The organism is Pseudomonas typographi (assembly GCF_014694385.1).
Classification (GTDB): Bacteria; Pseudomonadota; Gammaproteobacteria; order Pseudomonadales; family Pseudomonadaceae; genus Aquipseudomonas; species Aquipseudomonas typographi.
The window spans coordinates 102799-128621 of record NZ_JAAOCA010000010.1; the positions used below are offsets into that span (position 1 = coordinate 102799).

Annotated in this window: 24 protein-coding genes and 2 pseudogenes; 19 read left to right on the forward strand and 7 right to left on the reverse strand. The window is 61.5% G+C overall.

From position 1 onward, the window contains the following. Positions 1 to 29: 29 nt before the first annotated feature. On the reverse strand, positions 30 to 809 hold the full coding sequence (gene gloB / locus HAQ05_RS10010; RefSeq protein WP_190419976.1) for a hydroxyacylglutathione hydrolase: 780 nt from the start codon (positions 807 to 809) through the stop codon (positions 30 to 32). Positions 810 to 877: 68 nt separating this feature from the next. On the opposite strand from gloB, the gene HAQ05_RS10015 reads away from it, so the two are divergent. Together HAQ05_RS10015 and rnhA are read left to right on the forward strand one after the other, a co-directional pair. Next, complete coding sequence (locus HAQ05_RS10015) at positions 878 to 1636, forward strand: class I SAM-dependent methyltransferase (protein ID WP_190419978.1); 759 nt, start codon at positions 878 to 880, stop codon at positions 1634 to 1636. Between the two features lie 26 nt (positions 1637 to 1662). Continuing rightward, a complete protein-coding gene (rnhA, locus tag HAQ05_RS10020; RefSeq protein WP_190419980.1) occupies positions 1663 to 2121 on the forward strand; it encodes a ribonuclease HI in 459 nt (152 codons plus the stop codon). A gap of 160 nt (positions 2122 to 2281) precedes the next feature. Here the strand turns inward: rnhA and HAQ05_RS10025 are convergent, their stop codons facing one another. Then, on the reverse strand, positions 2282 to 3313 hold the full coding sequence (locus HAQ05_RS10025; protein ID WP_190419982.1) for a patatin-like phospholipase family protein: 1032 nt from the start codon (positions 3311 to 3313) through the stop codon (positions 2282 to 2284). A 145-nt stretch (positions 3314 to 3458) separates the two neighbouring features. On the opposite strand from HAQ05_RS10025, the gene HAQ05_RS10030 reads away from it, so the two are divergent. Genes HAQ05_RS10030 through HAQ05_RS10055 form a run of 6 tightly spaced genes read left to right on the forward strand, consistent with a single transcriptional unit; the run spans position 3459 to position 9218 of the window. Continuing rightward, the gene (locus HAQ05_RS10030; RefSeq protein ID WP_190419984.1) at positions 3459 to 3737 is read left to right on the forward strand and encodes a hypothetical protein; all 279 of its coding nucleotides are present in this window, start codon (positions 3459 to 3461) and stop codon (positions 3735 to 3737) included. 54 nt (positions 3738 to 3791) lie between these two features. Further along, a complete protein-coding gene (locus tag HAQ05_RS10035; RefSeq protein ID WP_190419986.1) occupies positions 3792 to 4709 on the forward strand; it encodes an AAA family ATPase in 918 nt (305 codons plus the stop codon). After that, entirely contained in the window at positions 4679 to 5662 is a 984-nt protein-coding gene (locus HAQ05_RS10040; protein WP_190419988.1) for a DUF58 domain-containing protein, read from the forward strand. The genes HAQ05_RS10035 and HAQ05_RS10040 overlap by 31 nt, the downstream gene beginning before the upstream one ends. Continuing rightward, complete coding sequence (locus HAQ05_RS10045; RefSeq protein WP_190419990.1) at positions 5623 to 7635, forward strand: transglutaminase TgpA family protein; 2013 nt, start codon at positions 5623 to 5625, stop codon at positions 7633 to 7635. Before HAQ05_RS10040 ends, HAQ05_RS10045 begins: the two co-directional genes overlap by 40 nt. Further along, positions 7632 to 8396: a CHAD domain-containing protein gene (locus tag HAQ05_RS10050; RefSeq protein ID WP_190419992.1), complete on the forward strand. Its 765-nt coding sequence runs from the start codon at positions 7632 to 7634 to the stop codon at positions 8394 to 8396. Before HAQ05_RS10045 ends, HAQ05_RS10050 begins: the two co-directional genes overlap by 4 nt. A gap of 30 nt (positions 8397 to 8426) precedes the next feature. Next, complete coding sequence (locus tag HAQ05_RS10055) at positions 8427 to 9218, forward strand: acyl-CoA thioesterase (protein WP_190419994.1); 792 nt, start codon at positions 8427 to 8429, stop codon at positions 9216 to 9218. A gap of 47 nt (positions 9219 to 9265) precedes the next feature. On the opposite strand, the gene HAQ05_RS10060 is transcribed toward HAQ05_RS10055, so the two are convergent. From HAQ05_RS10060 to HAQ05_RS10070, 3 genes are all read right to left on the reverse strand, one after another. Continuing rightward, a complete protein-coding gene (locus HAQ05_RS10060; RefSeq protein WP_190419995.1) occupies positions 9266 to 9469 on the reverse strand; it encodes a hypothetical protein in 204 nt (67 codons plus the stop codon). Between the two features lie 82 nt (positions 9470 to 9551). Next, the gene (locus HAQ05_RS10065; protein ID WP_190419997.1) at positions 9552 to 10784 is read right to left on the reverse strand and encodes a methyl-accepting chemotaxis protein; all 1233 of its coding nucleotides are present in this window, start codon (positions 10782 to 10784) and stop codon (positions 9552 to 9554) included. A gap of 76 nt (positions 10785 to 10860) precedes the next feature. Beyond that, the gene (locus HAQ05_RS10070; RefSeq protein WP_190419999.1) at positions 10861 to 11667 is read right to left on the reverse strand and encodes a TatD family hydrolase; all 807 of its coding nucleotides are present in this window, start codon (positions 11665 to 11667) and stop codon (positions 10861 to 10863) included. A 187-nt stretch (positions 11668 to 11854) separates the two neighbouring features. Here HAQ05_RS10070 and HAQ05_RS10075 point away from each other — a divergent pair, with 187 nt between their 5' ends. From HAQ05_RS10075 to HAQ05_RS10085, 3 genes and pseudogenes are all read left to right on the forward strand, one after another. Further along, positions 11855 to 13276: an MltF family protein gene (locus tag HAQ05_RS10075; RefSeq protein ID WP_190420001.1), complete on the forward strand. Its 1422-nt coding sequence runs from the start codon at positions 11855 to 11857 to the stop codon at positions 13274 to 13276. Positions 13277 to 13445: 169 nt separating this feature from the next. Continuing rightward, the gene (locus tag HAQ05_RS10080) at positions 13446 to 13754 is read left to right on the forward strand and encodes a class I SAM-dependent methyltransferase (RefSeq protein ID WP_190420003.1); all 309 of its coding nucleotides are present in this window, start codon (positions 13446 to 13448) and stop codon (positions 13752 to 13754) included. A gap of 183 nt (positions 13755 to 13937) precedes the next feature. After that, positions 13938 to 14529, forward strand: a pseudogene (locus HAQ05_RS10085) (CAP domain-containing protein). Between the two features lie 32 nt (positions 14530 to 14561). On the opposite strand, the gene HAQ05_RS10090 reads toward HAQ05_RS10085, so the two are convergent. Together HAQ05_RS10090 and HAQ05_RS10095 are read right to left on the reverse strand one after the other, a co-directional pair. After that, complete coding sequence (locus HAQ05_RS10090) at positions 14562 to 15893, reverse strand: carbohydrate porin (RefSeq protein ID WP_190420005.1); 1332 nt, start codon at positions 15891 to 15893, stop codon at positions 14562 to 14564. Positions 15894 to 16162: 269 nt separating this feature from the next. After that, positions 16163 to 16894 carry a GntR family transcriptional regulator gene (locus HAQ05_RS10095; RefSeq protein ID WP_190420007.1) on the reverse strand — a complete coding sequence of 244 codons (732 nt, stop codon included), beginning with the start codon at positions 16892 to 16894 and terminating at the stop codon, positions 16163 to 16165. Between the two features lie 480 nt (positions 16895 to 17374). Between HAQ05_RS10095 and HAQ05_RS10100 the strand changes: the two are divergent. The 8 genes and pseudogenes from HAQ05_RS10100 to HAQ05_RS10135 all read left to right on the forward strand — a co-directional run bounded on the left by HAQ05_RS10100 (position 17375) and on the right by HAQ05_RS10135 (position 25679). Then, positions 17375 to 18970, forward strand: a pseudogene (locus HAQ05_RS10100) (ABC transporter substrate-binding protein). A gap of 68 nt (positions 18971 to 19038) precedes the next feature. After that, positions 19039 to 20079 (forward strand): ABC transporter permease, encoded by a 1041-nt coding sequence (locus HAQ05_RS10105; RefSeq protein WP_190420009.1) that lies wholly within the window; start codon positions 19039 to 19041, stop codon positions 20077 to 20079. After that, the gene (locus HAQ05_RS10110) at positions 20076 to 20921 is read left to right on the forward strand and encodes an ABC transporter permease (protein ID WP_190420011.1); all 846 of its coding nucleotides are present in this window, start codon (positions 20076 to 20078) and stop codon (positions 20919 to 20921) included. Before HAQ05_RS10105 ends, HAQ05_RS10110 begins: the two co-directional genes overlap by 4 nt. Next, the gene (locus tag HAQ05_RS10115; RefSeq protein WP_190420013.1) at positions 20918 to 22576 is read left to right on the forward strand and encodes an ATP-binding cassette domain-containing protein; all 1659 of its coding nucleotides are present in this window, start codon (positions 20918 to 20920) and stop codon (positions 22574 to 22576) included. The genes HAQ05_RS10110 and HAQ05_RS10115 overlap by 4 nt, the downstream gene beginning before the upstream one ends. After that, positions 22573 to 23514 carry an NAD-dependent epimerase/dehydratase family protein gene (locus HAQ05_RS10120; RefSeq protein WP_190420015.1) on the forward strand — a complete coding sequence of 314 codons (942 nt, stop codon included), beginning with the start codon at positions 22573 to 22575 and terminating at the stop codon, positions 23512 to 23514. Before HAQ05_RS10115 ends, HAQ05_RS10120 begins: the two co-directional genes overlap by 4 nt. After that, the gene (locus HAQ05_RS10125) at positions 23507 to 24007 is read left to right on the forward strand and encodes an ureidoglycolate lyase (RefSeq protein ID WP_190420017.1); all 501 of its coding nucleotides are present in this window, start codon (positions 23507 to 23509) and stop codon (positions 24005 to 24007) included. The genes HAQ05_RS10120 and HAQ05_RS10125 overlap by 8 nt, the downstream gene beginning before the upstream one ends. After that, complete coding sequence (locus tag HAQ05_RS10130) at positions 24000 to 24908, forward strand: allantoinase PuuE (RefSeq protein WP_190420019.1); 909 nt, start codon at positions 24000 to 24002, stop codon at positions 24906 to 24908. The genes HAQ05_RS10125 and HAQ05_RS10130 overlap by 8 nt, the downstream gene beginning before the upstream one ends. Before the next feature lie 9 nt (positions 24909 to 24917). After that, complete coding sequence (locus HAQ05_RS10135; RefSeq protein WP_190420021.1) at positions 24918 to 25679, forward strand: SDR family NAD(P)-dependent oxidoreductase; 762 nt, start codon at positions 24918 to 24920, stop codon at positions 25677 to 25679. Positions 25680 to 25823: the final 144 nt, after the last annotated feature.

The window sequence follows — 25823 nt, forward strand, 5'->3', positions numbered from 1 at the left end:
GAGAACCGCTGGGCGCAAACAAATGTTGTTTAGAACTTATCCTTCCAAGCCCGTAAGGCCGCGAACACCTCGGTGGTGTTGGTGCAGGCTTCGCCGCGCCACTCGTCGGCCTTTTGTTTAACGGATGTTTCGGCGGTACGCAAAAACGGGTTGGTTTCAAGCTCCAGTGCCAGGTTCGAAGGCAGGCTGCAGCCGTCTTGTTCGCGCAACTGCCGTACCTGTTCCAAGCGTTCGGCAATGGCTGCGTTGCCCGGCTCTACCGCGGTAGCAAAGCGCAGGTTGCTCAGGGTGTATTCGTGGGCGCAATACACCAAGGTGGCCGAGGGCAACGCCGCCAGGCGCGACAGCGATGCATGCATCTGCGCCGGCGTGCCTTCGAACAGCCGCCCACAACCGGCGGCGAACAGCGTGTCGCCGCTGAACAGCCAGGGCTCGTTGGCGGCACCGTGGTAAAAGGCAATGTGGCCACGGGTGTGGCCGGGCACGTCGAATACCTCGAACGCCAGCCCCAGGACGCTGAGCCGATCACCTGCGCCCAAGGCCTGGTCACGGCCGGGAATCGCTTCGGTGGCCGGGCCGTGCACACGCGCACCGGTATGCGCCTTGATGGCCAACACGCCACCCACATGGTCCTGGTGATGGTGGGTAATGAGGATATCGGTCAGCGCCCAGCCGGGCTTGGCCTGCAGCCAGGCCAGCACCGGGGTGGCATCGCCGGGGTCTACCACGGCACATTGGCGCTGCGCGGTATCCAGTAACAGCCAGATGTAGTTATCGTTGAACGCCCGTAGCGCTTGTACCTGTATCATGGCGGTATCCATCGAACATGAGTGTGGCGCTCATATTATGCCCAGCGGCGGCATCCGGGAGAACGCAAATGACCGAACACGCTTTCGCACAGGCCGATGCGCAGTGGCTCGAGCTGATCGGCTTGGCCCGGGAATGGTTCGCCGGCCCGCTGGGGCAGTTGTTGTTGCGCGAAGAACACCAAGCCCTGGGCGAAGAACTGCGCAAGTTCTTCGGCGGTTACCTGGTGCACTACGGCCCACAGGCCGACGCGCCGGCGGTGGCCGAACAGGTGCAGCACCACGTGCGGCTGGGCGCACCGCTACCGGGGGTGCAGATCGTTTGCGAAGAGCAGGCCTGGCCGCTGGGCGAGCATGCCGCAGACCTGGTGGTGTTGCAGCATGGGCTGGATTTCAGCCTTTCGCCGCACGGTTTGCTTCGCGAGGCGGCACGGGCGGTACGCCCCGGCGGCCACCTGGTGGTAGTGGGCATCAACCCCTGGAGCCCGTGGGGGGTACGCCGGGTGTTCGCCGCCGATGCCTTGCGCAAGGCCCGCTGTTTCCCGGCCTCTCGGGTCACCGATTGGCTCAACCTGCTGGGGTTCGCGCTGGAGAAAAAACGCTTCGGCTGCTATTGTCCGCCGCTTGCCTCGCCGGCCTGGCAGGCGCGCATGGCCGGCTGGGAACGCACCGCCGGGCGCTGGCAGGGCGCTGGCGGCGGCTTTTATATTCTGGTAGCACGAAAACTGGTGGTGGGCCTGCGGCCGTTGCGCCCGCCCCGGCGAGAGCCAATGGGTAAACTGCTGCCGCTGCCCCTGGCCAAGGTCAACCGGCGTAGCGGCGAGCATTGAACCGCCCCTTGATGGAACCCACAGCGATGAGCGACTCGATCGAGATATACACCGACGGCGCCTGCAAGGGTAACCCCGGCCCCGGCGGCTGGGGCGCCTTGCTGGTGTACAAGGGTGTGGAGAAAGAACTCTGGGGAGGTGAAACCGCCACCACCAACAACCGCATGGAGCTCACCGCCGCCATCCGCGCGCTGGAAGCGCTCAAGCGCCCCTGTGAAGTCACCCTGGTAACGGACTCCGAATACGTAATGAAGGGCATCCGTGAATGGCTACCCAACTGGAAGAAACGCAATTGGCAAACCGCCGCGAAGCAACCGGTGAAGAACGCTGACCTGTGGAAACAACTCGATGAACAGGTCAACCGCCATGAGGTGGCTTGGCAATGGGTGCGTGGGCATAACGGCCACCACGGTAATGAGCGTGCTGATGCCCTGGCCAACCGGGGGGTAGATGAAGTTCGGCAATTAAAAGCTGCCAGCCGCTAGCTGTGGTGTTTCAGACGTCCGCATAACATAAGGCGTGAAGCGTGATTTTACTGTTGGCCAAGGCGCGGCAACGCGGCCCGGCAGCACAGGTACCGCAAAGGCGCGCTGCTCTCATCGCAGGCGGCACACCGGGCCACGCTGCTTGGGGTTGCCGCACCGGTTAACGCCCGTTGCCGCCTTTCTCATACGCGTCGAATGTATCCCGCGCAATCTGCCTACCTAGGGCGATCAGTTCCGGGGCGCGGTAGAACTCGAAGAACCTGCAGGCTTTCTTGGGCACGTTGATCAGCACGTCGGGTGGGTAACCGGCAATCTTGTATTGGGCCAAGGAGGTTTGCATCACCTCGAAGCTCTGGTTGATCAGGTCCAGCAGCGAGGCGGGCCCCACATTCTCGATGATCACCGAATCGCTGGCCGAGGCCGGGGCGCCCTCGTCTTGGGTGTCCGGCGGCGGGGCCAAGGTGAGGGCCGGCGCTTCACCGTTCCAGCCGGCGGGCAAGGTGCTGGCGCCCTGTTCCATCGCCAGCACGGCCTCGGCGGGGCGGCGGCGCAGGGGTAGATGTGAACCGAGCGAGCCGACCAATTTATCGAACCTGCCTTTGAACGCCGGCGGCCGTTCCACCACCGGCAGGGCGTATTGCTTGTGGTTGGTGGCGTTGAGGTTCACCGCCACGATCAGGTCACAATGGCTCGATACCACCGGCACGATCGGCAGCGGGTTGAGCAGGCCGCCGTCAACCAGCACGCGATGGCCCTGTTGCACGGGGGTGAACAGGCTCGGTATTGCCGCCGACGCGCGCATTGCCTGGTGCAGGCAGCCCTCCTGGAACCAGATTTCCTGTTGGTTGGTCAGGTCTGTGGCCACCGCCGTATAGGGAATGGGCAGGTCTTGGATGTTCACCTCGCCAATGATTCGGCGAAGCTGCCCGAACACTTTCTCGCCGCGGATTGCCCCCAGGCGAAAACTCACGTCCAGCAAACGCAGCACGTCCAGGTAGTCCAGCCGTTCTATCCAGTGGCGGTAGTGCTCGAGTTTGCCGGCGGCATACACCCCACCGACTATTGCGCCCATTGAGCAACCGGCGATACAGGCGATCTGGTAGCCGCGGCGTTCAATCTCTTCGATCACCCCGATGTGGGCATAGCCACGTGCACCACCGGAACCGAGGACGAGGGCGACACGTTTGCTCATCGGAAGGTCCTTTTGCAGGTGGGTTGCCTACCATGCCCCAGCCCTGCCCAGCCTGCAATCGCCAGTACCTGTGCGCCGGCACTTTTTGCCAGTGCCGCCGTCTTAGGTGCACAATCGCCGTTCCACTGTTCGAGGTCACCCCCACATGAAACCCTGGATCTGCCTGCCGTTGATTATCGCAGTACTGACAGGTTGTTCCGCCCGCACCGCCTACCGAGACAGTTGCGCGACGCAATTGGATGGGGCCTGGAGTGAACTGGACCTGGCCAAGGCCGAAGGTTTCGCGGGTACCATCAGCTATTCCAAGGCGCTCTCGCTATTGACCGCCGCGAAAACCCAGCAACAGTTTGAAAAATACGAAGGCTGTTCGGAAAAAGCTGAAAAAGCGCGCTTCTATATTCGCGAATCCCGCGCCGGCCGTTGATGTATCGCCGGCCCTGCGCAACGCGGGTGCGCTGCCCACCGTGGAGGCCACAGCATGCGTGCGCTGCTCGACGCAAGCCTTGAGTCGATCAACGAAGTGTTGCTCGGCAAGAAGTACCAGGTTCGCTTAGCCCTGGCCTGCCTCATCGCCGGCGGGCACCTGCTTATCGAAGACCTGCCCGGCATGGGCAAGACGACGCTCAGCCAAACCCTCGCCAGGGTGTTGGGCTTGAGCTTTCAACGGATTCAGTTCACCTCCGACCTGCTGCCCAGCGATATCCTCGGCACCTCGGTGTTCGACAAAGACAGCGGCCACTTTGAGTTTCACCAGGGGCCGATCTTCGCCGAATTGGTCCTGGCCGACGAAATCAACCGCGCCACCCCGAAAAGCCAGAGCGCGTTGCTCGAAGCCATGGAAGAGGGGCAAGTGACCATCGAGGGCGCGACCCGGCCATTGCCGTCGCCGTTTTTCGTGATCGCCACGCAGAACCCCAGCCATCACAGTGGCACCTTTGCCCTGCCTGAATCCCAGTTGGACCGCTTCTTGATGCGGCTATCGCTGGGTTACCCGGCCCATGCCGCGGAAAAAGCACTGCTGATGGGCGAGGCACGCCGCGAGCTGCTACCGCGCCTGCCAGCGGTATTCGACCACGCCCAGTTGCAGGCGGTGCAGGCCGAGGTCCGCGCCGTGCGGGTGACTGACGCCCTGGTCGATTACGTGTTGCGCCTGGTGGAGGCGACTCGCAACCAGCCCCAGTTCGCTTGGGGCTTGTCGCCGCGCGGCAGCCTGGCCCTGGTGGCCGCGGCTCGCGCCTGGGCGTTGCTGGCCGGGCGCACGTATGTGATTCCCGAAGACGTGCAGGCGGTGCTGCCGGCGGTGGCCAGCCATCGCCTGCGTGAGCGTGCCGACACGGCCGGGCAGGGCGGGGCCGCCCTGGTGCAGTGGCTGTTGCACGAGGTGCCGGTGCTGTGAGGGCGGCGCTGGTGGCACGCCTGCAGCGCTGGCAAGACCGCCGCGCGCCAGCCGCCGCCGAGGTACAGCTCGACCACTCGCGTGTTTACATTGTACCCAGCCGCGCGGGTATCGCTTACGCGGCGACATTGCTGCTTATTCTGCTGGCCGCGATCAATTACCAGAACAGCATGGCCTATGGCTTGGTGTTCACCCTTGGCTCGCTGTTCATCGTCGCGATATTGCACACCTATCGTAACCTCAGTGGCCTGCGGGTGGGCAGCGACGCGCCGCAGGCGGTATTCGCCGGTGAGCAGGCGCGTTTCATCGTGCACTTGCAAAGCCAGGGCAAAGCCCACTACGCCATTGCGGTGGGCTGGGGCGTACACACCGCACACACCACCGACGTGCTGCCGGCGCAGGCGCAAAGGCTGGAACTGGCCTTGCCCACCTCTGCCCGCGGCTGGTTGGCCGCGCCCCGGCTACGGCTGAGTACGGGGTTCCCACTGGGGCTGCTACGTGCCTGGAGTTGGCTGCGCAGCGGCCAACGGGTGCTGGTGTATCCATGCCCGCTAGCCGGTGAGCTACCGACCCAGCATGCCAGCGCCAGCACTGCCGAACTGGCCGGCTTGCAGGCGTTGGGGCAGGGCACCGAGGACTTTCTCGGGCTTAAACCCTACCAACCGGGCGACGCCTGGCACCGCCTGAACTGGAAGGCGTGGTCCCGTGGCGGGCCGTTGCTGGTCAAACAGTTCGGCGAAGCGCGGGGCCAGGATCTAGCCCTCGATTACTTGGCCTTGGAGGGCGGGCGCGAACAACGCCTGTCGCTGCTGTGCCATTGGGTGTTGCGCCTGGCCGAGCAACAACGCCCCTTTGCGTTTAGCTTGCCAGGGCTGCACCTGCCGGCCGATTGCGGTGTTGCCCATCGCGAGGCATGCCTGCGCGCGCTGGCGTTGTTCGAGGGGCACCGGTGAATGTACCGCGCGCGGGCCTGACCTGGCTGCTGATTGGCCAGGCTCTGCTGTTGGTGCCCTTGTGGTGGCAATTGCCGCCGTGGCTGCTGCTTTTTTGGCTGGTGTGCAGCGCTTGGCGCATTCAGGTGTATCGCATGCGCGCCCGTGTGCCGGGGCGTGGGTTGCGCACGGCCATGGTTGTACTGGCCGCGGTGGCAGTGTTTTTCAGCAGCGGGCGCAGCTTTGGCCTGGAAACCGCCGCGGCCTTGGTGGTGGCGGCCTTTTTGCTTAAGCTGCTTGAGCTGAACACCCGGCGCGACGCCTGGGTGTTGTTGCTGCTTGGGCTGTTCTGCCAAGTGGTCGCCTACCTGTTCGATGCCAGCCTGCCCTGGGCGCTCTACAGCGTGTTGCCGTTGGCGGCGTTGCTGGCGGCCATGGTCGGCTTGCAGGGCGGCCAAGGCGAGCGGCTGGGGCCGCCGTTGCGGCGTGCCGCCGGTTTGCTGCTGCAGGCGGTTCCGTTGGCGTTGTTGTTGTTCGTGTGCTTCCCGCGCATTGCGCCGTTGTGGTCGTTGCCGCTAAACAGCGGGCAGGCGCGCACAGGGTTGGCCGACGTGGTGGCCCCTGGTGACATTGCGACCCTGGCGCAATCGCCAGAGCTTGCATTTCGGGTCAGCTTCGACGGCCCACCGCCTGCCCGGCGCCAATTGTATTGGCGGGCCTTCACCCTGGAGCGTTTCGACGGCCGCCGCTGGCAACAGGGCGGCTTATCGCGTTTCCAGGCCGTGCAACCTTGGCAGCCGGTGGGCGAGCCCTGGCGTTACCGGGTGATCCAGGAGCCCACCGACAAGCCCTGGCTGTTCGCTTTGGACGTAGCACGTAGCACCGCCCCGGACGTGCAACAGACCCAGGATTACCGCCTGCAGCGCCGCCGCCCGGTGGACCAGCCGCTGTACTACAGCGTTGAATCCTGGCCGCAGGTGGTGCGTGACCCACAACTGGCACCGGCGCTGCGCCAGCAGAACTTGCAATTGCCGGCCACGGGTGACCCGCGCATGCGCGCCTGGGCCAGCGACATGGCCCGCCGTTACCCCGAATCCGAGGCGCTGGTGGCCGCCATGCTGCAGCGCTATCACGAGCAGGACTACCACTACAGCCTGCGCCCAGCCACCCTCGGAAGCGACAGCATCGACGGGTTCTTTTTCGACACCCGCCGCGGTTTTTGTGCGCACTTTGCCGGTGCCATGACCTTTGCCCTGCGCGCGGCCGGTATCCCGGCACGCATGGTGGTGGGCTACCAAGGCGGTGAGCTGAACCCGGCCGGCAACTACTTCACCGTGCGCCAATACGACGCCCACGCGTGGGTCGAATACTGGCGCCAAGGGCAGGGCTGGCGCAGTGTCGACCCTACCTTCGCAGTGGCCCCGCAGCGTATCGACCAGGGCTTGGCCGAGGCGCTGGGCGCCGATGAGCCGTTTTTGCAAGGTTCGCCGTTTTCGATGCTGCGTTACCGCGACCTGGCCTGGCTGAACACCCTGCGCCTGGGCTGGGAAAACCTTAATTACGGTTGGGAACGGTGGGTGCTGGGTTACCAGCAAGCGCAACAGAGCGAGCTGTTGCTGCGCTGGTTCAAGGGCTGGGCCATTTGGGTGCTGCCAACGGCCGGCACGTTGACCGTGTTGTTGCTGGGCCTTGCAGTGCTGCGCCCCTGGCGCCGCCAAGTTGATCGGGTGCTGCGCCAGTTCCTGCGCTTTGAGCGGTTGCTGGGCTGGCATGGCCTTACCCGGGCCCCGGGGGAGGGCCCACACGCCTTCGCCGAGCGCGCGGCGCAGCAGTTGCCGGGCAGCGCCCAGGCCATCCACACCTTCGCCCAGGCCTATACCCGCCAGCGCTACGCAGGTGAGGCCGCCGCCCCGGCCACCCTGGCCGTACAGTTAAACGACGTGCGGCGCAGCCTGGCAGGCCGCACCGGCCCGCAGAGGAAACCGCTGCCATGAGCGCCACACTCGACCGCGTGATTGCCCGCCTGTTCACCCTGGAAACCCACCTGATGGCCTGCCGCGAGCGCCTGCGGGCACAGACCGACAGCGAAGCCCTGCACGACCTGCGCACCAGCGTGAGGCGCCTGCGCAGCCTGCTGCGGCCGCTGCGCGAAGTGCCCGGCCTCGACCGCCTGGAGCAGGCGGCCAAGGCCGTAGGCGAGCTGACCACCCCATTACGGGACCAGGAAGTGCTGGCGGCCCACCTGGCCGCACACGGGCAAGCCCGCTTGGCCAAGCAGCGCTTGCGCCGAGCCAACAGGGCATTTTCAACGGTGGCGGCGAGCACTGAACTGGCGGCCCTGATGCGCCTGCTCGAGGCTACCGCGCCGTTGCTGCGCACGGCCGAAAGCAACGGCGCGATCACCGGCCTAGGCCTGCGTATCGACAAGCACCTGGCCAAGCAGCGGCGCAGGCTTGCCCGGGCCCTGGCCGACCCCGCCCATGACCGCCACCGCTTACGCTTGCTGATCAAACGCGCGCGCTACGCGGCCGAGGCCTACCCGCGGCGGCAGCATTTGCCGGCGGCCTTGGCCAAAGCACTCAAGCGCGCTCAACGTTCCCTGGGCGATTGGCATGACCGCTTGCAATGGTTGGCCCTGGCCGAGCGCGCCAAAGACTTGGCCCCGATGGTCACAGGGTGGCACGCGGCTCTGGCCGAAGCCTGCGGCGAATCGGACAAGGCGCTGGCAAAACTGGCGTATGCCATGGAACACTGACCGCCACTCACTTCACAAGGCACGCCGACCATGGATTTTGCTCAATTGCTGGACGCGGTACGTACTCACCCGCAGGCGGTGACCATTCCAGCCCATTGGGGCCAAGGCCGGGCAGTGTATGGCGGGTTGATGGCGGCGCTGCTGTACCAAGCCATGGCCAGCCATGTCCAGGTGCCGTTGCGCACGCTGGCGCTCACCTTCGTGGGCCCGGTGGCACCTGAAGTGCCAGTGAGCATAGAGGTCGAAGTGCTGCGCCAAGGTAAATCGGTCACTAGCCTGCTGGCCCGGGCTCGCCAGGGCGGGGCCACACTGACCGTGGCCCAGGCAAGCTTCGGCGCGCCGCGCCAGTCGATGGTCGCAGTTACCGCCATGCCCGTGGCGGCGATGAAACCCCTGGCTGAATGCATACCGATCGACTACATCGAAGGCGTAACCCCTGCATACATTCGCCAACTGGCCATGCGCTGGGGCATCGGTGCGCTGCCGTTCAGCGCCACGCCTTCGCTGGCGATCGGCGGCTGGATGCGGGTTCGCGAACCGCAACCGGCACAGCCATTGGACGAAGCGTATCTGCTGCTGTTAGCTGACGTTTGGCCGCCCGCGGTGTTGCCGCACCTGGCGGCACCGGCGGCCGGTAGCACCCTCAGTTGGACCATCGAGTTGGTACAACCGATGCCCGCCTTGACCACAGCCCAGTGGCTACGCTATCGGGCGCAAATCGAGCACGCACGCGATGGCTACGGCCATACCGCGGCGGCGATCTGGAGCGAGGCAGGTGAGTTGGTGGCGATCAGCCGGCAAACCGTTACGGTATTCGGCTAACGGTTGCCTAGTACACTGCGCGGCAGTGGCATGCCCGGCGCCGCCGGTCACTGCCAAGGCGCTTTGCGCTGGCATAGCAGGCCGGCCGCGCTGCAAAACGCCCCGATCAGCATCTGCACCGGGCTCGCGCAAGCCACCCCGCCGGCAATCAGTACCAGCCCTACCGCGAGCATCGGAATCATCAGTGGCGAGGTGGCGCCCTGCTCCCGGGCAGGGTTTACGTGGGTGAGGGCGGCAAGGCGGCGGATCATGGCGGCGGCTCCTGGTAAACGGTTCTGATTCTCATCCTAACCGCCGCCCCGGTTGCAGACGAATCGAACCTGCCTATGGGCCTTATAGTCGCAATTGGCCGATGGCTTTGCTCAGGCCGGCGGCGAGCACGGCCAGTTCATCGCTGGTGGCTGCCGAGCCCTGGGTTTGGTGCACGGTACGTTCGGTGACTTGGCGAATGCTCTGCACCGACCGGCTCATGTCTTCGGCCACCTGTGTTTGCTGCTCGGCCGCAACGGCAATTTGCGTGTTGCTCTCGCGCATTTGCCGCACCGCACCGGCGATCTGCGCCAGCGCACTGCCCGCTGCGCTGGCCTGTTCCACGCAGGCGTCGGCCTTGAACGAACTGTCACGCATAAAGTCCACCGCGTCCCGGGTGCCGGCCTGCAGCGCATGGACCATCGTGGTGATTTCATCGGTCGAGGCTTGTACACGCTTGGCCAGGTTACGTACCTCGTCGGCGACCACCGCGAAACCACGGCCCATGTCGCCGGCGCGGGCCGCTTCAATGGCCGCATTGAGGGCCAGCAGGTTGGTCTGTTCGGCGATGCTGTGAATCACCTTGACCACACCGGTGATTTTTTCGCTGTCTTGCGCCAGGCGCTGAATCATCTCGGCGGTTTGCTGCACGCCCCCGGAGAGCCCGGCGATGTAATGGCTCACCCGTTCCACCACCTGCTGGCCGCTGCCGGTGAGTTGGTCGGCCTGTTCGGATAACTCACGGGTAGCCTTGGCATGCTCGGCAATGTGTTGCACGGTGGCGGCCATCTCGGTAATGGCGGTGGCGGCTTGGTCGGTTTCGCTTTGCTGCCCCAGCATGCCTTGGCGCACCTGGGCCATGCTGGCAGCCAGCTTCGCTGCGCCGTTGTCGAGCTGCCCAGCGGTTTCGGCCACGGTGCCTACCACGCGCCGGTAACCCGCCTGCAGTGCGTTGAAGGCGCTGGCCATCTGGCCCACTTCATCGCTGCCGGCCACGTTCACTCGCGCATTAAGGTCGCCGCTGCGTTCGACGTGCACCATCACGTCGCGCAGGGCGTTGAGTTGGGCCAGCAAAAAACGAATCAACCACTGCGAGGCCGCCAGCAGCACCAGCATCAGCACCAGCACGGCCGCCGCGTAGTGTGGAAGGCGGTCGACAAACACCTCGGCATAGCTCGGCGCAGGTTGCGCAACCCGCGCCAGGGCTTGTTGTTCCAAGTGCACCGCGTACAACACCAACAAGCAGGTGGTGAAGAATGCCACGGCGTTCACAGCCCAGAATTTGTACTTGAGCGAAAGGTTACTAAGCCAATGCATAGGGCGATCTCGACAGTCTGTAGTGGCGCAGGGCCATTATTTTCCACTTCCAAGATGATGCCTTTGGTGATTCAGATCAATCCACGCCGGGCAAATTGAAGAATAACTTCGCGCACGCGGTGGTATGGGCCGCCAAGTCGTGCTCGGTTTCGCCACGGTGGCGCGCGACCTCGCGCAGCACTTCGGGCAAGAAGGCCGGCTCGTTGCAGCCATTCTTGGGCTTGGGCCGCAAGGTGCGTGGCAGCAGGTAGGGGGCGTCGGTTTCGAGCATCAGCCGGCCGCGGGGAATGTTGCGCACCAGCCCATGCAGATGACCACCCCGGCGCTCGTCGCAGATCCAGCCCGTGATACCGATATGAAGGTCCAAGTCGAGGTAGCCGAACAGCGCTTGCCGCTCGCCGGTGAAGCAATGCACCACCACCGCCGGCAATTGGTCGCGAAAGCTTTTAATAATGGCTTGCAGGCGCCCAAAGGCGTCGCGCTCATGCACGAAAACCGGCCGTTGAAACTGCGCCGCCAAGGCCAGTTGCGCTTCGAAGGCCGCCTCCTGGGCGGGGCGCGGAGAAAAATCGCGGTTGAAGTCCAAGCCGCATTCGCCCACCGCCACCACCGGCCGCTGGTCGAGCAAGGCTGCCAGTTGTCGGGCGCTGTCTGCGCCCCAGTTGCTGGCTTCATGTGGGTGAACCCCAGCCGTACTGAACAGCCGTTGGCCTTCCGGGGCATGCTGTAAAGCGAGCGCCAGAGCCTGCTCGCTGCTGGCAAGGCTGGTGCCGGTGAGCACCATTTGCACCACGCCGGCTTGGTGCGCGCGCGCCAACACGGCCTCATGTTGGCCATCGAAGCGGGGGTTGCTAAGGTTGACGCCAATGTCGATCAATTGCATGGTGCGTGCTCACTACATTTTGCACGCAGCATAGCAGAGCTGGGTATTGGTAATAAAAACAAGCACTTCAAGGGCTTGCCGGCGCCCGGTGTGGGCGGCTGGCGATGGCCGAGGGTTGGGCACGCGGGTTCTGGCGCGTTGTTTGCTAACCCAAGTACCTCGGGCCGGCCACTGATTCGGAGCACGAATGAAGCGACCCCTCTTACTCATTGTGTTATGCATGGCGGCCTGGTTACCGGCAGGGGCACAGGCGAGAACCGGCGGGCCGCAGCAGGTGGCGCACTCGGCAAAGGGCCGCGACCTGCCCGAGATCCGCGCCAGCCATGTGTTGCGGGTGCTGGTCAACCAAAGCCGCAACAGCTCCGGCACGGTCAGTGGCCGGTCGATTGGTGAGGAAGAGGTACGCCTAAAAGCCTTCGAACGCTACCTGGCAAGCCCTGCCGGCGGCGGGCAGGCCATCAGGTTCAAGGTGATCCCCAAGGCCAAGGAGCAATTGCTCGGTGCACTGTTGCGGGGTGAAGGCGATCTCGTCGCGCCCGGTGAGGCCATGGAAGAGCCGACGCCCCTGGCTGCGGTGGCTGGCAGCGCGCCCACTGTGGGGCGGGCGCCATTGGTGCTGGTGAGGGCACGCGGCGCGCGGCAGTTCAGCCGCCCTGAACAGTTGGCCGGGCAACTGCTGGTGTTGCCGGCCGGCAGCGCCGCTGGGCAAGCCGTGGCGGCGCTGAACGAACGGCTGGAACGGCGCCACTTGGCGCCGGTGCGCATCGAATGGGTAGACCCGAGCCTAGCCGTGGAAGATGTGTTGGAAATGGTCGAAGCCAAGGTGTACCCGATGACCCTGGTCGAGCAGCCGATTGCTGAGCGCTGGGCAAAAGTGATGCCCCAGTTGCAGGTCGACCGCCAACTGGCATTCGCCCCTGCCGCCGGCATGCGTTGGTACACCCGCAGCGAAGCGACGCAGTTGCAGGCCAGTGTCGATGGCTTTTTGCGCGATTATCGGCCGCCGGCCGACCAGGATAAAACCTTCGCCGCGGCCTATGCACAGCTCTACAAGATCCAGAACCCGATGGCGCGCCGCGAGCGCGAGCGCCTCGAAGGCCTGCGCCCGGTGCTGCAACGCAATGCTCAACAGCAGGGCCTGGACTGGCTCGACCTCGCCGCCCTCGCTTACAAGGAGTCTGCATTGGACCCGGACGCCCGCGGCGCCAGCGGCGCCACCGGGCTGCTGCAGATCACCCCGTCGGCGGCGGCACGGGTCGGGGTAGGGGGTATCCACGACGTAGACAACAACGTCAAGGCCGGGGCCCGCTACTTGGCAATGATCAAGCGCAAATTCTTTGCCAGCCGGCACCTGGCCGAACGCGAACGCATGGCGTTTACCTTGGCGGCGTACAACCTCGGCCCGGAACGTGTGCAGGCGCTACGCGCCGAGGCCCGGCGCCGTGGGCTGAACCCCAACCAATGGTTCTTTCAAGTCGAACGGGTGGCCCAAGAGCAAGTGGGCATGGCCCCGGTCAGTTACGTGAACGCGGTGAACAAGTATTTTCTGGCTTATGACCGCGAACGCGAGCGCCTGGAACCGCAGGGCGGGCGGGTGGCCTACCGCTGATGCCGCTTGACAAGCAGGGCAGGGCTTTTCTAGGATTCCCGCCCATAGCGCCGATTTAGACAGCTACTTGCGGGGCGCGGCAAGCCGGGCGGCTTGCGAAATACCGCTAAAGCGCTGGCTCGGTGATGCCTCCACCCCGCCCGGCAGCGTTCGCGAGGCGGAGAGTTCCATGAGTTGCCCACGCCCCATCGTCTGCTTGGCGCCGCTGTCAACAGCCCGCTTGCACAGCCGTACCCCTAGCATTCTCTTGTGCGGCCAGCACCAGCCCACACTGTTGCGCTGCCTCGACGGCTGGCCGCGGCGTAATGGCAAGGCCGCAGCCTTGGCCATTCAGTTCGTTGAGGCAGGGCAAGACCTGGCCGGCTTCGCCGACGATCGTTTTGACTTGGCGGTGGTGCAATCGCCCAAGGTCGGCGATGCCGCCACGGTCATCGGCCACCTGACTCGCATCGCCCGGCAAGGGCTGTTGCGGCTGTAGCGTAGGCGCTAGCGTGGTGTTTCAGAAGTTGGCTGCACAATGTTGACGGTGCCTTTTGCTGCCGGCCCGCATTGCCGCTCCTGGCCATAGCCCTGCTATGCCGCTTCACGGCGCCTTTCTCGACAGCAAAACCCAAGCATCAGTTCGTGTGCGAACTTCGGAAACACCACAGTAGGAGGCCCTATGCGAACGTTTCGCTCACTCGCCCTGGTACCTATGGTTTTGTTGGCCGCCCAGGCCCAAGCGGACGAGCCCGGCGAACTGGCGCAAGCGCTCAATACCTACCGCGGGCAGTACCAGCGCTGCGGCGACCAAGCGTCGCAACCGCTTCCACCCCTGGCCAGCGACCCGCGCCTGGTACTGCCGGCGGACGGCGCGGCTGACCTGCAGGGCGCGTTGACGAAGGCCGGTTACCCGATGGCCAACGTGCGCGCGATCAGCCTTTCCGGCCCGCGCGACGTGCAGGCTGCCCTGGCTGCGGTGCGTGACAGCTTCTGCAAGGTGGTGCTCGACCCACAGTTCGTAGACATCGGCATCAGCCAGGCCGGGCGTGATTGGCGCATCGTGCTCGCGCGGCCATTGCTCTCTGCCCGGCTGGGCGACCCGCAAGCAGAAGGCCAAGCACTGCTGGCCGCCCTTAACAGCGCCCGCGGCCAGCCCCGAGCATTGCGCCAACCTGATGAACCCGACCTACCGTGACATGGGCGCCGGCTATGCCACTGACCCGAAGAGCAATGCTGGCATCTATTGGACAGCGATGTTTGGAGGGGGCTAGGGGCACACGCTACCGGTAGTGCGCCCCCAGCATCAAAAGGTCGAACTCGCCTGAAGCCCCAACACCACCGCGTTATCCACCTCGCGCACGCCCCCTGGGTTACGTACGTACTGGATATTGGGCATTAGGTTAAGCCAGCCGGTGGCCTGTATGCCGTAGTTCAACTCGGCGATGTACGCGGTATGTTGCTCGGGTATGTAGCCCAGTGCGTTGTCGCCTAGCCCGCTCAGGTCGTTCTGCAGCTTGGCGTTGCGCAAGTAGCGACTGCTGGCGTGGATGCGGGCCACGGCCAAGCCCAAGGTATCGTGTGGGCGGGCATCGAAGGGCCCTTTGTAAATCATGCTGGTGTGTTGGTAGCTGTCTACCGGGTTGGTCGCGCGGTCGTGGAAGGTCGCACTGGCGTACAGCACCAGCCCACGGTTGGCGTCGCCACCGCGCGCGGTCACCTGCTGCTTGGCAGTTATCCACCAACCATGGCGGCTATCTTGGCTGCGATAGTTTTCGCCGGTCAGCGCGGCCGGCTGGCCATCGGCGCCGTCGTACACGTCGTCGTGGTTAGCCGTGTTGTAGTAATAGCCCAGGCGGTATTCGCCCGGCAGGTGGTTCGGCTGTGGCGTCCACACCAGCTCGGCCGGCAATAGCATGCCGCGTGTGCCGTGGGTGCGCAGCTTCATCGCGTTGTCGTTTTCCAGGCCTGAAGGGTCGATGTTGTACACGCCCACCTGCGCGGCCAGTTCTGGCACCACGCGATAACGGATGCGTAACGCCCATGAACTGGTGGGGCTGTTGTAGATGTCATTCACGTAGTTGCCAGGTTGCGAGCCGCAGAACGCCAAGTTCTGGAACAGGCAGTCTTGTACGGCGAATTCGTCGCTGACGGTAAACCGGCCGCCTTTGACATTCAGCCGATCGTCGAACCAGCCCTTACTCAGCCACAACTCGGTAATACGGGTAACGCTGCCCCGGCCGTGGATTTGCTGCGTGGCGGCGAAGCCTCCGGCGCGTGGGTCATTGAGCGCATCGTCGTCCAAGCTGCGGCCATTGCGGTCGGTGAACTGGATTTGCGCCTGGGTGGCATTCCAGCCCAGCAGCTTGTTCAAGTCAAAGGTGGCGCCCAACGTCCATTGGTCGGCGTAGCGGGCGGTGTGGTGGCCGGTGTAGCCACCTCGTACATTGCCGGCGGTTTCGCTTAAATAGGCCAGTTGAAAATCCACCCCCTTGGCCAGCAACTCACTGCGCAGGCCACCCCAATCGCCAAGCATCCAGGGCGAATCGGGGGCGAAAGCAGTCGCAGCGAAAGCGGGGGCAGTACAACCGACGGCAACGCCCAGGGCCAGGGCGCGGAGCTTATTACGCGAAGTCATCGAAAGGTCCAAAAGTGGGCTTTTATCTGGTAAAACCCTTGATCCAGAGCGGCTGAGGCATGCGTTGCACGCGGCCCGCATGGTACCTGATCGAAAACCCAACGGCCCCTGGGTGGCCGGCAAAACACCGTTACGGTGAAGGCGATAAAGCGTCGCGATAACAGCCCTCTCAGCTTCGTGCCAGCCCCGCACGCATGTCCGCACCGCTGGGCTGCTGGAACATTGCCGGGCCGAACTTCGGTAGGGCCGCCAGCAGGTAATTCCCCCCGTTAACCAAAAATTTCCTCCAGGTCGACTTCTTGTTCCTCGCTTACCGATAGATCAAGCGTTTCCTCAATATGGTTCAGGTGGGCGATCACAAGATCTACCGCATTCTCACCTTGCCCCTGTTCAATCGCTTTGATTATTTCCAGATGCTCGTGGTTAGGGCACGCCGGAACATTCGGAGAGTCGTAAAGCAGAATTATCAGGCAAGTGAGCGATGCGAGCTCCCGCATGAGTTTCAACAGTGGTGGGCTACCGACCATCTCTGCGATCAGCAAGTGGAACTCTCCTGACAAGCGGATGACAGCCCGCTTGTCACCCGCCTCGCGCGCAGCTCGTTCCTGAGCCACGTGGTCATATAGCCGACGGATTCGCTCCTCATCGGCCTGTGTGACCAATGTACGAATCAATGCCGGTTCGAGAATTCTGCGTGCATGAAAAATGTATCGGGCCTCTTCTACCGAAGGACTTGCCACGAACGCGCCGCGATTAGGGATGGTCGTGACCACGCCTTCATGAGCAAGCCTGGCCAGCACCTCCCGGATGCGCGTCCGATTGACCTCGAATACGCTCGCCAGCTTTTCTTCAACAAGCTTGGTGCCGGGAATCAGGCGATGTTCCATCACCGCATGAAGGATGCGTTCGTAGATGGTATCTCGCTTATCAGCCGTACCGAGGATTTGGCCCGTGGTTCGGGCTTTGCGAGGACGTATTGAAGATCGGTCATCGGTAAGCATGCGGGCAGCCTTCATGGTCTGTTACGAAAGGTTCCGTGATTGTCACAAAATTGTCCATCATTGTTCAAGGGTGCACCCTCGGTGATCACTGTATTCACTCATGCACCGTATAAGAGCAGGAATCCGGGCGTAGCACAGTGCCGCGCGGGGCTGAGAAAGGTCCCCTGTTGTGAATCCCCGAATGCCCCTATATCGCGGTCTACAGGGCATCTGCGCGCTAGAAGCGATCCCTTGATAATGCCTTTGTCACAGAATGGCATAGCGCTTGCAGTTCGATTGTCACAATTGTAAATAATTTAGCGACAATATTAAAAATCAAGATGTTAGCGATCCACGTTCCCATTGACCATGCCTTACAACGTTCCTCTTCACGAGCCGGTGACGTGTGCCAGGGAACCACTGGCATCACGCCATAACACCCGAATAGGGGTTCGCTCACTCACCTTCAATAAAGTAACCCATACGATGAAAACGAAGATGATGCGGTTCTTTCTGAAGCCAACTGCTCAGGCACTGGCAGTCGTTTCCCTCCTAGGCGCGGCGCTGAGTTCGAGCGCGTTTGCTCAGGATGCGAATTCAATCCTGGTGGTGGCGGGGCCTCGGACTCCTGAATCACTGGACCAAGAGTACCCACCTACCGAAGCGACTCACGAAGCGAAACGGAATATCTACGAGCGGTTGCTGGCGTATGACACCAAGGTCGCCGACGGTGTGCAGGTCGAGAATTTCGACAAATTGGTGGGGGCGCTCGCCGAAAGTTGGACGGTGGCAGAGGACAAGACCTCCATCACCTTTCATCTGCGCCCTGGGGTCAAAAGCGCTGCCGGCAACACCTTGTCAGCGGACGACGTTATGTGGTCTTTCGAACGCGGCTGGAACAAGAATGCGAATTTTCGCTGGTACATGAGCCAGATCTTGGGCATCGAGTCTTTTGAAGAGGCCTTCAAGAAACTGGATGCGATGACGGTGAAAGTCACGTTGCCGAAAACCTCACCGCTGATTGAGCGAATCTGGGTAAATAACGATCTGGGTATTTTGGACGCAGCAGCCGCCAAGAAGAACGCTACCTAAGGCGACCCGTACGCATCCACCTGGCTTTCTACCCACTCTGCTTCGTTCGCTCCGTATCAGGTCACAAAATTTCAATCAGGCCAGGAAGTCGTATACGAGGCCAACCCGAACTACTACCGCGGTGTGCCCCGCCTGTCGAAGGTGATATTCCGTGAAATGCCGACCTCGGCGAATCGCCTGGCTGCGCTGCAAGCCGGGGCCGTGGATGTAGCAGAATGGCTCTCTCCACGTGAACTTACGATGGTTGAAAAGAACCCGCAGTTGAAGGTCTGGCAGGTGTTCGGCAACTACATCCACCGTGTGGAGATGAACAACACAACCCCGCCATTCGACAATCCCAAGGTTCGTCAGGCCCTGAACTACCTCGTCCCACGTGACGACATCCTCAAGGCCGTGTACTACGGCAAGGCTCGGGCAACCAAGAGCCCGATTTCGGAGATCTACCCGTCGTACACCGATCAGTATTTCACGTACACCCAGGATGTTGAGAAGGCCAAGTCGCTATTGAAGGAAGCGGGCCAGGAATCGGGGTTCAAAACGCAGCTTGGATATCGCACTGGCGACCAGATCGAAGAAGAGATCGCGGTCATCCTCAAGACTGCATTCGCTCGCGCGAATGTAGATGTCGAGCTTGTGAAGTTACCGTCTTCGACGCTGGTGGAGAGATACTCGAAGGGTACCATTCCGATGTACTTCTTCCGCGACATGGCGATCGTTCCTGATGCGGCCTATGTGGCCAATCTCTGGCTGAACAGTGCCTCACTTATCAACTACGCAAAATTCAACAATGCCGAAGTAGACAAGCTGATCAATGAAGCTTTGTCGAGTACGGACGAGGCAACGCGCGATGCAGGCATGAAGCGCGTTCAGCAAATCGTCATGGATCAAGCCCCGTGGGTTTTCCTGATGAACCCTGGTTTTCAGCTCGCGACACGTGCAAACGTCGCGGGTTTCAGCTGGTACACGCCCAACAGCAACAGTTGGTATGACTTCTACAAGAAGTAGGGAGCATCAATAGGGGGGTAGGGCCTTCGCCCCTCTCGCTACGCAAGCCTACACACCAGGAAAACAGTATGAGACTTAGCATTTCATTGCGGTCGCTGCCCCGCCCTTTACGAATCGTTCTGGCCAGGCTGACCATTCTTGTTCCGCAGATGTTTGGCGTTCTGCTTGCCACGTTCCTACTTATTCGACTGCTGCCAGGGGACCCGGCCCTGTTGATGCTGGGCAACATGGCCACCCCAGAACAAATTTTGAGTTTGCGCGAGCGACTCGGGCTCAACGGTAGTATCTGGTCGCAATTCACCAGTTATCTATCGACGGTCGTTCATGGGGATTTGGGTACATCAATGTTCACGTCCAACCCTGTGGTTGTCGATTTGCTTGATCGTGTCCCGGCAACGCTTGAGTTGATTACTTACACGATGATTTTGACGATCACCGTGAGCGTGACTCTCGCCGTCGTCGCCGTCACCAAGCCGAAAGGGGTAATTGCTCGCTTTAGCAAGGTATACGGCCTTGCCGCTGGGGCAGTACCGGACTTTTGGGTTGGCCTTCTCCTCATTTATTTTCTCTTCAATGTTGCCGGTATTGCACCCGCACCGTTCGGCAGGCTCGACCCGACCCTTTCAGCCCCGCCTGTCGTGACCGGGTTCTTGACCATCGACACATTGCTGGCAGGCGATACGGCTGCCTTTGCCTCTGCAGTGGGCCGTCTGTGCCTACCGGTGATCACGCTGGTCATTGTGAATGCCGGCGCGTTGATGAAGATGACACAGATGGTTTTCGCCGATAACTATCGGAGTGAGTTCGTCCGCCATGCTCGTGCAAGCGGCCTTTGCGAATGGCAACTGGTTCGCATCGCGCTGCGCAACAGCCTGCCACCGATCATCACCATGGCTGGGTTTCTTTTTGGGTTCCTTTTGGGCGCTGCCGTATTGGTTGAAACGATCTTCGCTTGGGGAGGGCTGGGTCAGTACGCCGTCTCTGCGGTGATGAACAGTGATTACCCTGCCTTACAAGGTTTTGTGCTAGTGGCCGCCGCGTTCATTCTCATCGTATACACCGTCGTAGATGTGCTCTACGGCATCGCTGATCCGAGGATACAGGTATGAAGCAGGTATCTGGAAAGCGCCGGGTCTGCGGCAACACGGCATTGATTATTGGGCTGGCACTCCTGGCGATGCAGGTTGTGGCGATAGTTTTCGCGCCGTGGATTGCTCCGTATTCACCGGAAACCGCTGATCCCATAAACGCGCTGCAACAACCGTCTTCGTCGCACCTGTTCGGCACCGATGTGTCAGGCATGGATATTTTTTCCCGCGTCGTTTTTGCTACGCGCATTAACCTGCTCATCAGTGTCACCGCCGTTGCGATCGCCTTCGTTATCGGGGTGCCGATCGGGCTCGCCATCGGGTACTACAAAGGTTGGCTCGGCTCCTTGGCGATGCGCCTCTTTGACTTTATCCAATCATTCCCGGTCTTCGTGCTGGGGATGGTACTGGTGTCAGTAATGGGCCAGGAAATCTGGAACGTAGCCATCGTGCTCGCCGTTCTGTTCACCCCGGTCTTCGCTCGCTTGATCCGCGCGGAGGTGTTGTCACTTCGCGATCGCCCATTCATCGCGGCAGCTAGGTGTAGCGGCGCTACAGACCGAACGATCATGTTCCAACACATCCTGCCCAATGCACTTACACCGGCAATCGTTCAGATCTCCATCAGCATTGGCATGGCAATCCTGCTGACTGCCGGCCTGTCTTTCGTGGGCGCAGGGGTGCGGATGCCGACACCTGAATGGGGATTGATGGTGAGCAACGGCGCCCAACAAATGATCCTCGGTATTTGGTGGGTGGCGTTGTTCCCCGGTCTCGCCATCGTCTTCTCGGTACTGACGTTTGCGCTGCTTGGAGACGCGGCTAAGCAAATGTTCGACCCGCAGACACGGAGCACCTCATGACGAAAGTTAACCAGCCCTTGCTCGAAGTCCGCAACCTGTCTGTTGGATTCTCTGACGGTGCACATTCGCTCGCGCTACAGCACGTAGGCTTCTCGCTGAAGAAAGGAGAAATCCTCGGCATTGTCGGCGAGACGGGCGCAGGCAAGTCGCTGCTGGCGCGAGCCATCATCGACATGCTGCCCGGTGATGGGCGCATTGTCGAAGGCGAGATTTTGGTAAATGGGCACGCTATTTCCAAGATGACAGCGGAGCAGCGCCGCGGTTATCGCGGTGGTGAAGTTGCGCTTATCGGAACGAACGCCAAGTCTTTGTTGGATCCGGTTGTGAATGTCGGCGAGCAGATCGCTAGGATCCTTCGCGCACATCGGGGCATCAACAACAAAGACGCTTGGCGCGAGGCCATTCGCCTGTTTGAGCAAGTCGGGATCGTCGACCCGCACAGAAGGGCCCATGCGTATCCCCATGAGCTATCGGGCGGTATGGCGCAACGCGTTGTGATTGCGATGGCTCTGATTGCGCAGCCGAAGATCCTGCTCGCCGACGACGCAACATTGGGCCTGGACGCCACTATCCAGCTGCAAGTCTTGGATCTGCTCGTGGAAAAATGCCGTGAACTCGGACTCGCAGTGGTCTTGATTACCCATGACCTCGGCATAGTGGCCAGCTATTGCGATCGAGTAGGGATCATGAAATCCGGGCGATTGCTGGAGCTCGAAACCATCCGTTCTTTCTTGAACGATGGCCCTAAACATCCGTACAGCCAAGAACTGCTGGATGCCGCTAGGGTGCGGCCGCTCCCCATGGGCTACGACCAGGCCCAAAACGGCAGCCAGGCACCCCCTCTGTTGGAGGTTATCGATCTGGTCAAGACGTTCCATGTAGAAGGTTCCAGCGAACCCGTTCGGGCGGTAGACCATGTGTCGTTGACCATTCGCAAAGGGGAGACGCTGGCACTTGTGGGAGAGAGCGGGTCAGGCAAAACCACCACCGGCCAATGTATTGTTCGGCTGCTGCAGTCCGACTCGGGCTCTATCCGCTTTGATGGAACAGAAACCCTGAGCCTTCCAGACAGGCAATTTAGGGACGTCCGACGCCGCATGCAGATGGTTTTTCAAGAGCCCTACGTTGCGCTGAATCCGAGATGGCGAGTACGGGATCTTGTGGCCGAGCCGCTGAAGCTAGGTGAGCGATTGACGCGAGCTGAGAAGCAAACGCGCGTGATGGAGCTGCTTGACCTGGTGGGTATCGCCAGCGTCAAGGCTGATGCCTATCCGCATGAGCTGACCGCAGGTGAACAGAAACGTGTCGGGGTGGCCAGGGCCCTTGCTATCCGCCCCGATTTTGTGATTTTCGACGAGCCGACAACGGCTCTGGATATCCGCGTGCGCGCGCAGATTATCGATCTGGTGCGTGACCTGCAGAAGCGCATGGGGCTGTCCGCACTGTTCATCACCCATGACCTTAACTCGGTGCGGTCTCTGGCCCACTATGTCGCGGTCATGCGTCACGGAAAGATTATTGAGCAAGGCCCGACGGAAGAGATCTTCGCCAATCCGAAACAGGCCTATACCCGCAAGCTCCTTGATGCGGAGCTGCCCATTGAAGCCCGAGCCGAGGCCAGTACTCCCATCCTACAGACGGAGCAGCAGCTATGAACGCCGATCATTCAGCGACAAAGCCGGTGATCGTGACCGGTGCTGCGGGGCTGATAGGACGCCAGTTGGTGCGTCGGCTATTCGAGCAGGGCCGTCCAGTGGTGGCGCTGGATCGACTTGCCTCGATCACCCGCGAAGGTATCGAGATCAAAGAGTGCGATTTGGGTGATATCCATCGCCTGCATGCGATCGCGAAAGAGGGTGTCGAATCGATCATACATTGCGGCGCTTATTCCGGGCCAATGGTGGCTCGTGATGTGCCCTATTCAATGGTGCAGGTGAACATTGTCGGTACGGCTAACGTGCTTGAACTTGCGCGTATCCATGGTGCGCGGCGGTTCGTCTACTGCTCCTCGACCAGTGCTTACGGTGTCGTCGAATCAGGCCCCGTTTGCGAAGACGTTGTACTCAGGCCGGGCAGCCTTTATGGCGCGAGCAAGGTGTCATCCGAATACATCACAACGGCCTATGCGAAGCAGTACGGGTTGTCTGCGGCGAGTGTTCGCCTGTCCTGGGTATACGGCCCGGGTAGAACCACCGAGTGTGTGATCCGCACAATGCTTGAGAACGCCCTGGCAAAGCGCCCGACCAGAATGGCCTTCGGCTCGGATTTCCCCCGGCAATTCATCCACGTCGACGATGCGGTTGAAGGGCTTCTGAATGCCCTGGACGCGCCTGAATTGCCGCGCCCGACCTACAACATCACCGGCGACACCTGGGGCACGCTTGAAGAGGTTGCGCAGATAGTGCGCAAGCTATTCCCGGATGCGGACATAGCGCTTCAGCCTGGGCCTGACCCGGTAGATGAATACCAGGAAAAATTCAGTATTGAAGCCGCTCGTCGTGACCTCAACTACGAGCCCAGGATTGCTCTGGAGCAGGGCATTGGTGCTTATGCGGCGTGGATAGAATCGACCCAAGGAGGCCGCCGTGGTTGATATCTTCACTGAACCGCTGACGCAGGAGGCATTTGCCTCATATGGGCGGGTTCTAGAGTCACCGCGCACTGCGGCCAGGCATTATTTTGACGACGAACTCCAGTCCCAGCGCAGTCATGCTCTCCCTTCGCTTTCACTCGTGCGAAACGAGCCTGTGCACGGCGAGACCCTGACCTTCGACAGCCTTGAGTGTCATCGCTACTCCTCGCAATCGTTCGTACCCATGAGCTCCCAGCGCTGGCTGGTTGTCGTGGCGCCAGATGTTGATGAACGCCCGGACATCAGTGGTGCAAGGGCGTTCGTGGCGACCCCCGATCAGGGCATCACTTTCTTCCCAGGTACTTGGCATCTGGGGCTGCATGTACTAGATGGGCCTGCTACCCACGCGATTTTCATGTGGCGGGATCTCACGGCTGATGACGAAACGTTTGCCGATGTAGACCCAACTACCCTACGACTTCCTGGGCTTTCAGAGGTGCAGCAGCATGAGTGAACATGAACGAGATTTTGTTGGATACGGCCGCAATCCTCCCGACCCGAAATGGCCTGGCGGCGCTCGGCTAGCTCTGAACTTCGTCCTGAATTACGAGGAGGGCTCAGAGCCATCAATCCTGGATGGCGAGGAAACCACTGAAACCTGGTTCACTGAAAGCAGCGGGCTCAATACTGGCGTGCAGGGCCGTGACCTCGCTGCCGAAGGGCTGTTCGAGTATGGAAGCCGGGTTGGGTTCTGGCGAGTCATGCGCCTATTCCAAGAGCGATCCATGCAGGCAACGATATATGGCTGCGCGCTTGCACTCGAACGTAACCCTGAGGCGTGTGAAGCCATCAGGGCGTCAGGGTTCGATGTGTGTTCCCACGGATGGCGGTGGATCAAGCACTACCAGCTCAGCGAGGAGCAAGAGCGAGAGCATATCCAAAAAGCGGTCGAGTCCCTCGAACGGACAACGGGGATCCGACCTCAGGGCTGGTACTGCCGATACTCCCCTAGCGTCAACACCCGGCGATTGTTGGTCGAGCAGGGGGGCTTTATCTATGACTCGGATTACTACGGTGATGAGTTGCCGTTCTGGACCCACGTCGGCGGTAAACCACATCTGGTCATCCCTTACTCGCTGACTAATAACGACGGGCAGTTTGCATCGGGTGTGAGCACCGGCAGCCAATGGTTCAGCTTCCTCAAAGATGCCTTCGACATGCTCTACAAGGAGGGGAAGACCCAACCCAAGATGATGTCGATCGGTCTCCATCTGCGGTTGGTTGGCCATCCCGCGCGTGCCGCGGCGCTGGAAAGATTTCTTGATTACGTCTCGACGTTCTCGGACGTCTGGATTACCCGCCGCCTCGACATTGCCAAGCATTGGCACAGCGTCCATCCCGCACCCGCTAATTAGGAGTTGGTCATGAATAATGCATTTGATCTTACCGGCCGCAAGGCAGTCATCACCGGCGGCAGCAGAGGCATCGGCGGGGCGATCGCAGAACTGTTTTTGGAACAGGGAGCTGAGGTCGCGATTTGTCATGTCGACGATGACGAAAACGCAGAAGCCCTTTGCGATCGCATGAGTGTGAAAGGCCTGGAGCTTCATACAACTGAGTGCGATGTGTCTGATCCGGCGTCGGTCAGGCGCTTTGCCGGATGGGCAGAAGAACGCTTGGGTCACGTAGACATCGTCGTGAATTCGGCGGGTGTTGGGGGTGGCGACCGTCCGTTTTCAATGACCGATGACAGCGATTGGGATCGCATTGTCGGGGTGAACCTACGCGGAACAATGCTGGTCACGCATGCCTTCTTTGGTGGGATGCTTGCCCGCAGATATGGTCGTGTGATCAACGTCGCTTCGCAGCTGGCTTACAAAGGAGCACCAGGGCTTGCGCATTACTGCGCGGCGAAAGCCGGTGTGGTGGGTTTCACCAGAGCGCTTGCCTACGAAGGTGCCCCGCAAAATGTCATGGTCAATGCAATTGCCCCAGGCCCTGTAGACACCGAGTTGCTTCGCAAGCATAGCCGTGGATGGCTCGCGGCAAAAAAAGCGCAGCTACCGATTGGGCGGTTCGGCCAGGTTTCTGAAATAGCCCCCACCGCTTTGTTACTGGCGTTTAGCGCAGGGGCTTTCTACGCCGGCCAAACGCTGTCGCCGAATGGCGGCGACGTCATGCTTTAAGCCTTAAACGGTACGCCTCGGCTAACCCATAGCTCCGTATCCTTGCACCATAAATCACTGTTTCAGGCGGCCGCTCGGACGTTCCAGGCGGCGCTTAAATCCACCTGGATTTAAGCGCCGGTGAATGACGGTGGTCGGCTAGCG

Coding starts and splice junctions, on each gene's coding strand:
- gloB (WP_190419976.1), bottom strand. CDS start 809: ATGATACAGGTACAAGCGCTACGGGCGTTCAACGATAACTACATCTGG.
- HAQ05_RS10015 (WP_190419978.1), top strand. CDS start 878: ATGACCGAACACGCTTTCGCACAGGCCGATGCGCAGTGGCTCGAGCTG.
- rnhA (WP_190419980.1), top strand. CDS start 1,663: ATGAGCGACTCGATCGAGATATACACCGACGGCGCCTGCAAGGGTAAC.
- HAQ05_RS10025 (WP_190419982.1), bottom strand. CDS start 3,313: ATGAGCAAACGTGTCGCCCTCGTCCTCGGTTCCGGTGGTGCACGTGGC.
- HAQ05_RS10030 (WP_190419984.1), top strand. CDS start 3,459: ATGAAACCCTGGATCTGCCTGCCGTTGATTATCGCAGTACTGACAGGT.
- HAQ05_RS10035 (WP_190419986.1), top strand. CDS start 3,792: ATGCGTGCGCTGCTCGACGCAAGCCTTGAGTCGATCAACGAAGTGTTG.
- HAQ05_RS10045 (WP_190419990.1), top strand. CDS start 5,623: ATGCCTGCGCGCGCTGGCGTTGTTCGAGGGGCACCGGTGAATGTACCG.
- HAQ05_RS10050 (WP_190419992.1), top strand. CDS start 7,632: ATGAGCGCCACACTCGACCGCGTGATTGCCCGCCTGTTCACCCTGGAA.
- HAQ05_RS10055 (WP_190419994.1), top strand. CDS start 8,427: ATGGATTTTGCTCAATTGCTGGACGCGGTACGTACTCACCCGCAGGCG.
- HAQ05_RS10060 (WP_190419995.1), bottom strand. CDS start 9,469: ATGATCCGCCGCCTTGCCGCCCTCACCCACGTAAACCCTGCCCGGGAG.
- HAQ05_RS10065 (WP_190419997.1), bottom strand. CDS start 10,784: ATGCATTGGCTTAGTAACCTTTCGCTCAAGTACAAATTCTGGGCTGTG.
- HAQ05_RS10070 (WP_190419999.1), bottom strand. CDS start 11,667: ATGCAATTGATCGACATTGGCGTCAACCTTAGCAACCCCCGCTTCGAT.
- HAQ05_RS10075 (WP_190420001.1), top strand. CDS start 11,855: ATGAAGCGACCCCTCTTACTCATTGTGTTATGCATGGCGGCCTGGTTA.
- HAQ05_RS10080 (WP_190420003.1), top strand. CDS start 13,446: ATGAGTTGCCCACGCCCCATCGTCTGCTTGGCGCCGCTGTCAACAGCC.
- HAQ05_RS10090 (WP_190420005.1), bottom strand. CDS start 15,893: ATGACTTCGCGTAATAAGCTCCGCGCCCTGGCCCTGGGCGTTGCCGTC.
- HAQ05_RS10095 (WP_190420007.1), bottom strand. CDS start 16,894: ATGCTTACCGATGACCGATCTTCAATACGTCCTCGCAAAGCCCGAACC.
- HAQ05_RS10105 (WP_190420009.1), top strand. CDS start 19,039: ATGAGACTTAGCATTTCATTGCGGTCGCTGCCCCGCCCTTTACGAATC.
- HAQ05_RS10110 (WP_190420011.1), top strand. CDS start 20,076: ATGAAGCAGGTATCTGGAAAGCGCCGGGTCTGCGGCAACACGGCATTG.
- HAQ05_RS10115 (WP_190420013.1), top strand. CDS start 20,918: ATGACGAAAGTTAACCAGCCCTTGCTCGAAGTCCGCAACCTGTCTGTT.
- HAQ05_RS10120 (WP_190420015.1), top strand. CDS start 22,573: ATGAACGCCGATCATTCAGCGACAAAGCCGGTGATCGTGACCGGTGCT.
- HAQ05_RS10130 (WP_190420019.1), top strand. CDS start 24,000: ATGAGTGAACATGAACGAGATTTTGTTGGATACGGCCGCAATCCTCCC.
- HAQ05_RS10135 (WP_190420021.1), top strand. CDS start 24,918: ATGAATAATGCATTTGATCTTACCGGCCGCAAGGCAGTCATCACCGGC.